The 7,769-nt window shown below is 74.1% G+C and carries 10 protein-coding genes; 6 read left to right on the top strand and 4 right to left on the bottom strand.

Annotation, left to right across the window (positions count from 1 at the left end; translation table 11 throughout):
- Position 1: 1 nt before the first annotated feature.
- The 6 genes from ACWD5O_RS11650 to ACWD5O_RS11625 are packed head-to-tail and all read left to right on the top strand — an operon-like array spanning position 2 to position 6,097.
- Positions 2–1,111 carry an NAD(P)H-binding protein gene (locus ACWD5O_RS11650; RefSeq protein WP_450085245.1) on the top strand — a complete coding sequence of 370 codons (1,110 nt, stop codon included), beginning with the start codon at positions 2–4 and terminating at the stop codon, positions 1,109–1,111.
- Entirely contained in the window at positions 1,108–2,280 is a 1,173-nt protein-coding gene (locus ACWD5O_RS11645) for a Gfo/Idh/MocA family oxidoreductase (protein ID WP_450085244.1), read from the top strand. The genes ACWD5O_RS11650 and ACWD5O_RS11645 overlap by 4 nt, the downstream gene beginning before the upstream one ends.
- Positions 2,277–3,053: a thioesterase II family protein gene (locus tag ACWD5O_RS11640; RefSeq protein ID WP_450085243.1), complete on the top strand. Its 777-nt coding sequence runs from the start codon at positions 2,277–2,279 to the stop codon at positions 3,051–3,053. Before ACWD5O_RS11645 ends, ACWD5O_RS11640 begins: the two co-directional genes overlap by 4 nt.
- Complete coding sequence (locus tag ACWD5O_RS11635) at positions 3,050–3,877, top strand: FAD binding domain-containing protein (protein WP_450085242.1); 828 nt, start codon at positions 3,050–3,052, stop codon at positions 3,875–3,877. Before ACWD5O_RS11640 ends, ACWD5O_RS11635 begins: the two co-directional genes overlap by 4 nt.
- Positions 3,874–4,377 (top strand): (2Fe-2S)-binding protein, encoded by a 504-nt coding sequence (locus ACWD5O_RS11630; RefSeq protein ID WP_450085241.1) that lies wholly within the window; start codon positions 3,874–3,876, stop codon positions 4,375–4,377. The genes ACWD5O_RS11635 and ACWD5O_RS11630 overlap by 4 nt, the downstream gene beginning before the upstream one ends.
- Positions 4,378–4,405: 28 nt before the next feature.
- On the top strand, positions 4,406–6,097 hold the full coding sequence (locus tag ACWD5O_RS11625; protein ID WP_450085240.1) for a carbamoyltransferase family protein: 1,692 nt from the start codon (positions 4,406–4,408) through the stop codon (positions 6,095–6,097).
- A gap of 163 nt (positions 6,098–6,260) precedes the next feature.
- Here the strand turns inward: ACWD5O_RS11625 and ACWD5O_RS11620 are convergent, their stop codons facing one another.
- Genes ACWD5O_RS11620 through ACWD5O_RS11605 form a run of 4 tightly spaced genes read right to left on the bottom strand, consistent with a single transcriptional unit; the run spans position 6,261 to position 7,633 of the window.
- Entirely contained in the window at positions 6,261–6,887 is a 627-nt protein-coding gene (locus tag ACWD5O_RS11620) for a DinB family protein (RefSeq protein WP_450085239.1), read from the bottom strand.
- Entirely contained in the window at positions 6,884–7,015 is a 132-nt protein-coding gene (locus ACWD5O_RS11615) for a hypothetical protein (RefSeq protein WP_450085238.1), read from the bottom strand. The genes ACWD5O_RS11620 and ACWD5O_RS11615 overlap by 4 nt, the downstream gene beginning before the upstream one ends.
- Positions 7,015–7,380, bottom strand: a complete 366-nt coding sequence (locus ACWD5O_RS11610; protein WP_450085237.1) for a hypothetical protein — start codon at positions 7,378–7,380, stop codon at positions 7,015–7,017. The genes ACWD5O_RS11615 and ACWD5O_RS11610 overlap by 1 nt, the downstream gene beginning before the upstream one ends.
- 19 nt (positions 7,381–7,399) lie before the next feature.
- Positions 7,400–7,633 carry a hypothetical protein gene (locus ACWD5O_RS11605; protein ID WP_450085236.1) on the bottom strand — a complete coding sequence of 78 codons (234 nt, stop codon included), beginning with the start codon at positions 7,631–7,633 and terminating at the stop codon, positions 7,400–7,402.
- Between the last annotated feature and the right edge of the window lie 136 nt (positions 7,634–7,769).

The following is a 7,769-nucleotide window of genomic DNA, read 5'->3' as shown; positions in this document are numbered from 1 at the left end:
CGTGCCCGGGACGGTGGCCCTGGTGGGCGCCACCGGCGGGGTGGGCCGGCACGCGCTGGCGCACCTGCTGGCCTGGGGCGCCGACACCGTACGGGCCGGCGCCCGCGACCCCGCCCGGCTCGTCGCCGACGACCCGCGGGTGCACGTGCGGGCGGTGGATGTCACCGATTCCGCCAGCCTGGACGCGTTCTGCGCCGGCTGCCACACCGTCGTCAACTGCGCCGGACCGGCGGCCTCGATCGGCGACACGGTGGCCCGTGCGGCGGCACGCAGCGGCGCCGGGTACGTCGACGCGGCCGGTGACGACCCGCTGCACGCGGCGGTGTCCGCCCTGCCGGCAGCCGCGGACCGGGTCGCGGTGCTCTCCGCCGGGTTGATGCCCGGCCTGTCCGGGCTGCTTCCCGCTTACCTCGCCGCGCAGCTGCCGGCGGCACGGCGGATGACCGGGTACGTCGGTGGCCGCGACGGTTTCACCCCCGGCGCCGCCCTGGACTTCCTCGCCGCCGGGAACGCCGACTACGGCGAGCCGCTGGCCGCGTGGCGTAACGGCGGGCGGCACAGCCGTGCCCTCGCCGCTCGCGCCGACGTGCCGGTGCCGTTCTTCGACGAGCCGGTGCTGCTGCAGCCGTACCTCAGCACCGAGACCGAGCGGGTCGCCCGCCGGCTCGGCCTCACCGACGTCGACTGGTGGTCGGCGTTCGCCGGCAGCCGGCTGCCGGCCGCGCTCGCCGCCGGCGCCCGGCGAGCGCGTGACGGCGCGACGGCGGCGCAGCTCGCCGACGCGGCAGCCGAGCTGTGCCGGGCGGCCGAGCTGGACACCTTCGGTCGGCCCCGCTACCAGCTGCTGGTCATCGAGGTGACCGGCCCGGCTGGCAGCCGCGTGCTGGCCTGCCGGGGGATCGGCGCGAACGCGCTCACCGGCGCGACGGTCGCCCTCGGCGCCCTGGCGGTCGCCGCCGGCGCCGTGCCACCCGGCGTGCACCACCTCGCCGAAGCGGTGGACCCGGGATGGGCGGTGGACCTGCTGCGCACCAGCCCGGCGGTCACGTCGCTGACCGTCGACGACGTTCCGCTGGGGTCACACGACCTGATCGAGGAGGGGGTGGCGTGAAACCGAGAGTGCTGGTCGCCGGCACCAAGTTCGGCCAGGTGTACCTGCAGGCCTTTCGGCAGCCCGACTTTCCGTTCGAGCTGGCCGGGATCCTCGCCGGGGGCAGCGCCCGTTCGGTCGCGTGCGCCCGGCACTACGGGGTGCCGCTGTGGACCGACGTGACCCAGGTGCCCGCCGACGTCACGCTGGCCTGCGTGGTGATCCGCGGCGGTCTGCTCGGCGGACCGGGCGGCGAGGTGGCCCGGGCGCTGATGCAACGAGGGCTGCACGTGCTGCAGGAGCATCCGCTGCACCACGACGAGCTGGTCGAGTGTCTGCGGACCGCCGGTCGGGCCGGGGTCGTCTACCACCTGAACTCGTTCTACGTGCACACCGCCCCGGTGCGCCGGTTCCTCGCCGCGGCCCGGGCGCTGCTGGCCCGGCAGCCGGCGCGCTACGTCGACGCGGCCTGCGGCTTCCAGGTCGCGTACGCGCTGCTGGACATCCTCGGCCAGACCCTCGGCGGGGTACGCCCGTGGGGCCTGGCCCCGGCGGTCGAACTGCCCGAGCAGGTACGCCGGCTGTCCCGGGTGGACGTGCCGTTCCGAAGCCTCGACGGGGTGCTCGCCGGGGTGCCGCTGACCCTACGGGTGCAGAACCAGATGGACCCGGCGGACCCGGACAACTACGCGCACCTGCTGCACCGGGTCACCATCGGCACCGAGGCCGGCAACCTGACCCTCGTCGGCACGCACGGACCCACCGTGTGGAGTCCTCGGCCGGACTTTCCGCAGCAGGTGCAGGACCGGGGGGTGGGCCGGCCGCACTTCGCCGACGGGGAGGGCGCCGAACCCGACCACCTGGACGTGCCGAGCGCGCAGCCGCTGGCCGACACGGTCGCGCCAAGCTACCGCACCGTGTTCGAGGAGGTCTGGCCGGCCGGCGTCGGGTACGCCCTGGGCAACCTGCACCGGGCGGCGCTGGGCGGGGAGAAGCTGGCCCGACACGGCCAGTACCACCTGAGCCTGTGCCAGTTGTGGCAGGACGTCACCACCCGGTTGGGGCCGCCCGACCTGGTGCGCTCCGTACCGCCGCGGATGCTCGTCGCGTCCGACGTGGCGGAACTGGCCGACGCTGCCGCCGGGGCGGTCGACACGCCGGAGCCGGTGCGGATCGGGGCGCGACCGTGACGCCCGCCGTCCGTACCTGGCTGCGCTGCCCCCGGCCGTTGCGCTGGCCGGCGCTGCGCCTCGTCTGCTTCCCCCACGCCGGCGGCAACGCCGCCTTCTACCGGCCCTGGTCCGGTCAGGTGCCCGACGACGTCGAGGTGCACGGCGTGCAGTACCCGGGTCGCATGGACCGGGCCGGGGAACCGTTCGCCGCCGACCTGCCGACCCTGGCCGAGGGGGTCGCCGCGGCGGTGCGGGCGCTGCCGGCCGACGCCCCGGTCGTCCTGTTCGGGCACAGCCTCGGGGCGTCCGTGGCGTACGAGATGGCACGCCGGCTGGACGGCCCCGGCAGCGTGCTACGGGCGTTGGTGGTCTCCGGCCGCCCGGGGCCGGACCGGTTGCGGGCCACCAGCGTGCACCTGGCCGACGACGACAAGCTGTGGGCGGAGACCGGGCGGCTCGGCGGCACCGCCCGGGAGGCCCTCGAACACGAGGGAGTACGCGCGATCGCCCTGCCGGTGCTGCGCGCCGACTACCGGATCGCCGAGACCTACCGTCCGCGGCCGCCGGTGCCGCTACGGACGCCGGTGCTGGCCTGCGTCGGCGCGGACGACCCCGAGGTCACCGCGGACGAGGCCGGCGACTGGGCCCACCGCACCCGAGGCGGCTTCGCCCTGCACACGTTCCCCGGCGGCCACTTCTACCTGCTCCCGCGCCGCAACCAGCTCATCGAGATCATCCTGCGCGCCACGCACCGCAGCCCGGTGCCCACCTGGTCGGCGGCCGGCCCGTGATCCCGGCGAACCTGCACTACCACCGGGCCCGGGACCTGACCGAGGCGCTGGAGCTGCGCGAGGCGTACGGCGACCAGCTGCGGCCGCTGGCCGGCGGGCAGTCGCTGCTGCCGGCGCTGAAGCTGCGCCGCGACCGCGTCGACACCCTGCTGGACCTCGGCCGGGTCGGCGAGTTGTCGTACGTGGCCCACCGTGACGACCACCTGGCCGTGGGCGCGCTGACCCGCTACCACCGGTTGCTCACCGACCCGCTGGTCGAGCGGTACGCCCCGATGCTGGCCGTCGCCGCCGCGGCGGTCGGCGACCCGCAGGTGCGGCATGTGGGGACCGTGGGCGGCGCGCTCGCCCAGGCCGACCCGGCCGCGGACCTGCCGCTGGCCCTGGTCGCGCTGGACGCCGTCGTGGTGCTGCGCACCGTGGCCGGCGCCCGGCAGGTGCCCGCCGCCGAGTTGGCCGTGGCGCCCGGGACGACGGTGTGCCGGCCCGACGAACTCGTCACCGAGGTACGGGTGCCGCTGCCCGGCCCGGCACGGTGGAGCTACCGGACCTTCGCCCGGCCGGCGTTGGAGTGGTCGCTGGTGGCCGTCGCCGTCGCCGACGGTCGGGTCGCGCTGGCCGGCATGGGGCCGACCATCCGGCGGGCGCACGAGGTCGAGGTGGCCCTCGCCGAGGGCGCCGGTGTCGCCGCGGCTGCGCGCGCCGACGAGGGGTGTGACCCGCCGGACGACGTACGTGCCTCGGCCGCCTACCGGCGGCACCTGAGCCGGGTGCTGGTGGCCCGCGCCCTGGCAGAGAACGGCACCATCCCGGAGGAGTCACGATGAGCATCGACGCCCGTCCCGGTACGACGACCGTCGCCGTCACCGCCACGGTCAACGGTCGCCCGGACAGCCGGCGGGTGCCGGCCCGTACCCTGCTGGTCCATCTGCTGCGCGAGGAGCTGGGGTTGACCGCGGCCACCGTGGGCTGCGACACCTCCTCCTGCGGGGCCTGCACGGTGCTGCTGGACGGGCGGTCGGTCAAGTCGTGCACCCTGCTGGCCGCGCAGGCCGACGGCGCCGAGATCCGCACCGTGGAGGGGCTCGCCGACGGCGACCAGCTGCACCCGGTGCAGGAGGCGTTCCACGAGCACCATGCCCTGCAGTGCGGCTTCTGCACTCCCGGCATGGTCCTCGCCGTGGTGAGCCTGCTCCAGGAGAACCCGGGGCCGCTCACCGAGCACGACGTGCGGCACGCCCTGAAGGGCAACCTGTGCCGCTGCACCGGCTACCACAACATCGTCCGTGCCGTGCTCGCCCTCGACGAGGCCCGCCAGGTCGGATGACCGCCAGACACCGGAAAGGAGGCCGACCATGTCGGCGCGCTACGTACTCGGGGTGAACATCGGCTTCCACGACTCCAGCGCCGCGCTGGTCCGCGACGGTGCGCTCTGCGGCCTCGTCGAGCAGGAGCGGATCAGCCGGCGCAAGCACGCGGTGGGCCAACCGCCCGCCGACGCCGTCGCCGCCTGCCTGGCGATGGCCGGCATCGGCCCGCAGGAGGTGGACACCGTCGCCATCGGCTGGGACTTCCGGGACATCCCGCTCGGGCGCAACCGACGGTTCACCCCCGACGGGCTGCGGGCGATGCTCTTCCCCGGCCACGAGGACCTGACCATGCCGGCGATCCGCTGGGTGCCGCACCACGTCGCGCACGCGGCCAGCGCGGCGTTCAGCGTCGACTGTGACGAGGCCGCGGTCCTGGTCCTCGACGGCGCCGGCGAGACGCAGTCGACCTCGTTCGGGCGCTACGCCGACGGGGAGATCGAGATCCTGCGGGAGTGGCCCGTCGAGCAGTCGTTGGGCTTCTACTACAACGCCGCCGCCGAGTGGGCGGGGCTGGGCTACTGGGGCACCGGCAAGCTGATGGGCCTCGCCGCGTACGGCAGGCCCGGCCCCGGCGCGCCGGTGCAGGCCGTTCCCGGCGGGTACGAGCTGGTCCGCGGCACGCCCACCGCTGACGTGCCCGCCCGAAGGGCCGCGACCCTCGGCCCGCTGATGGCGTACTACCCGGCCGTCGCCGAGTCCCTCAAACCCCAGTTCGGCAAGCTCTTCCCGTACGCGCCGCGCACCGGGGAGGAGCCGATCGCGTACGCGGACTTCGCGGCGACGATCCAGCAAGGGCTCGAGGAGACGGTGCTGTCGCTGGCCGCCGAGCTGCGTCGGCGGGTCGACACCCCGGTGCTGGCGCTCGCGGGCGGGGTGGCGATGAACTGCACCATGGTCGGCGTGCTGGTCCGCAGTGGCCTGTTCGAGCGGGTCTACGTGCCGCCGGTGCCGACCGACGCGGGGGTGTCCCTGGGGGCCGCGCTGGTCGCCGCGCGGGAGTGCGGTGAGTTCGCGCCCACCCGTCTCGACCACGCGTACTGGGGTCAGCCGATCACCACGGAGGCCGGTGAGGCGGCGGCGGCTCGGGCCGGCATGGTGCACCGCCGCCTGGGTGACGACGAGTTGGCCCGCGCCGTGGCCGGTGAACTCGCCGCTGGCCGGATCGTGGGCTGGGCACGCGGGCGGGCCGAGATCGGGCAGCGGGCGCTCGGCGCGCGCAGTCTGCTGGCTGACCCGCGTGGTCGGCGCAGCCTGGAACGCCTCAACGTGCTCAAGGGGCGGGAGATGTGGCGTCCGGTGGCGCCCAGTGTCCTGGCCGAGCACGTGTCCGAGCTGGTCGACGGTCCGGTCGGCGATCCGTCCCGGTTCATGTTGGCCGCCGCCTCGCTGCGCCCGGACGCGCGGCTGCGGGTCCCGGCGGTGACGCACGTGGACGGCTCGGCCCGCCCGCAGACCGTGTACCGCGACACCAACCCCGGCTACTGGTCGCTGATCGAGCAGTTCCGGCAGCTCACCGGAGTGCCGGCGGTGGTCAACACCTCGTTCAACCTCGCCGGCGACCCGATTGTGAACTCGGCCGCGGACGCGGTGGACACGTTCGTCCGGGCCAAGGAGATCGACCTGCTGGTGCTCGGGGACGCGGTGGTGGCGCGCAGCGAGGCCGACCTGCCGGCCTGACGTGCGAAGGGGCCGCCCGACCGGGAGGCCCCTTCTTCGCGCGGTCCGCTGCTCAGGGGGTTGAGGAACATCGGAACGAAAACCGGCGCTAAGCCCTCGCGGGCCTGAGAGCGCTTTGACCTGGCGGCACACGGCCGCCGGACAAGGTCGCCCACCGCCGAAATCAGACGCCTTCGCGCAGGTACAGGTCGCGCAGCAGGCCGATCTCGCCGCCGTGATGCGCGACCTCGACCAGAGCGTGCAGCGCGAGCTTCAGATAGGTCTCATCGGCCCAACCGCCGGGGCCCAGGCCTATCGGCGCCAACAGGCGCTTGTCGCCGAGGGCTGCGATACGGGAGATGAAGTGCTCCCAGTCCTCGGCGAGCGCCTGGACGCCCTCTTTCGCGGTGCCCGGCCACTCGTGGCGGTCGCCGAACTCGGGGACGTCCTCGAAGAAGTGGATCACATAGCCGCGCAGGCAGAGGCTGCCGATGTGCCAGATGCGCCAGGCGATCGTCGTGAGGGGGTCCGGCGCCTCCGGACTCGATTCCGGAAATAGCGTGGCGACGCGGAAGACGCCGTCGTCGCCGGGGCGGATGCTGATGCAGTCGCTGACCGGCTCCCAGTGGTACTCGGCGTCGGTCAGGTCCTCAAGGCGCTCGAACAGCCGGGATCGCGCGCGTTCGAAGATCGCGAGAATGTCCCGCGTGACGGGGTCGGGCACGATCATGTCAGCCATGTCAACTCCAGGGCTCGGTGGTTTCGGGTCGGTCGGGATGATCAGGATCGACGGGTCGGCCGACTCGGTCACGTGCCGCCGCCTCGGCGTGTGTCGCCGGGTGCGAGCAGGCTGGTGAGTTCGGCGATGGCGTCCGGCGACGGCTTGAAGTAGCGGCGCAGGTTCTCCGGCTTCCGGTGCCGGGACTTGGCCATCAGCATCAGCAGCGACGCGCCAGCCTCGCCCAGGTGCGGCCCTTGAGCAGCCGGGGCAGCAGCCGGGCGGTGCCGGCATCCCAGTACACCGGCTCCAGCACGTAGACCCCACGCGACTGGCCCCGGCGGCGGGCCTTGGTCCGGGCGCCCTTGGCCTTGACCAGGCAACGGCGCCCGGCGAAGTCCAGCTCCTCGATGTTGACGCCCAGGATCTCCTCGGACCGCCCGGCGGTCTCGTAGAGCATCCGCCACAGCGCCTCCTCCCGCAGGTGCACCTCGCGCCGCGCGATCAGCCGGCCGACCGCCATCTTCGAGCGGGCCGGGGTCTCGGAGTCCGGCACCGCCAGCCGCTTCGCCCAGGCCGGGACCATCGGTCCCTCGTAGCCGCGCTCACGGCACCAGCCGAGCCAGGACAGCACCCCCGGCCCGGCGGGAGTTCCAGGTGTTGACCGCCGCAGTGCCCCAGAGCAGTTCCCGGGCCTCGCCGAGCCGTTCAGCGGTCTTGCCCACCCCGATCCCGTAGTTGCGGACCGTGTTCGGGTTGCCGAGCGAGTCGAGAAACACGTCCGCCGCCGCGCGGACGGTCAACGCCTTCCCGGCCGGCCGTTGTACGACGGTGGGCACCGCTTCCCCCTTGCCACAGATAACAGGGCCGCTTCATGTAGCGGCCGGAGAACGTCACCGCAGGTGACGGATGAAGCTACCGCAGATAATTGGGGCGTTATCTGTGGGATGACTTCAAGATCGCCCCGCGCCCGAC

This window comes from Micromonospora sp. NPDC005161, assembly GCF_053599855.1.
The sequence above is the reverse complement of the archived record's forward strand: the minus strand, read 5'-3'. Positions and strand labels throughout refer to the sequence as shown.

Coding starts and splice junctions, on each gene's coding strand:
- ACWD5O_RS11630 (WP_450085241.1), top strand. CDS start 3,874: ATGAGCATCGACGCCCGTCCCGGTACGACGACCGTCGCCGTCACCGCC.
- ACWD5O_RS11625 (WP_450085240.1), top strand. CDS start 4,406: ATGTCGGCGCGCTACGTACTCGGGGTGAACATCGGCTTCCACGACTCC.
- ACWD5O_RS11615 (WP_450085238.1), bottom strand. CDS start 7,015: ATGCTGATGGCCAAGTCCCGGCACCGGAAGCCGGAGAACCTGCGCCGC.
- ACWD5O_RS11610 (WP_450085237.1), bottom strand. CDS start 7,380: ATGGTCCCGGCCTGGGCGAAGCGGCTGGCGGTGCCGGACTCCGAGACC.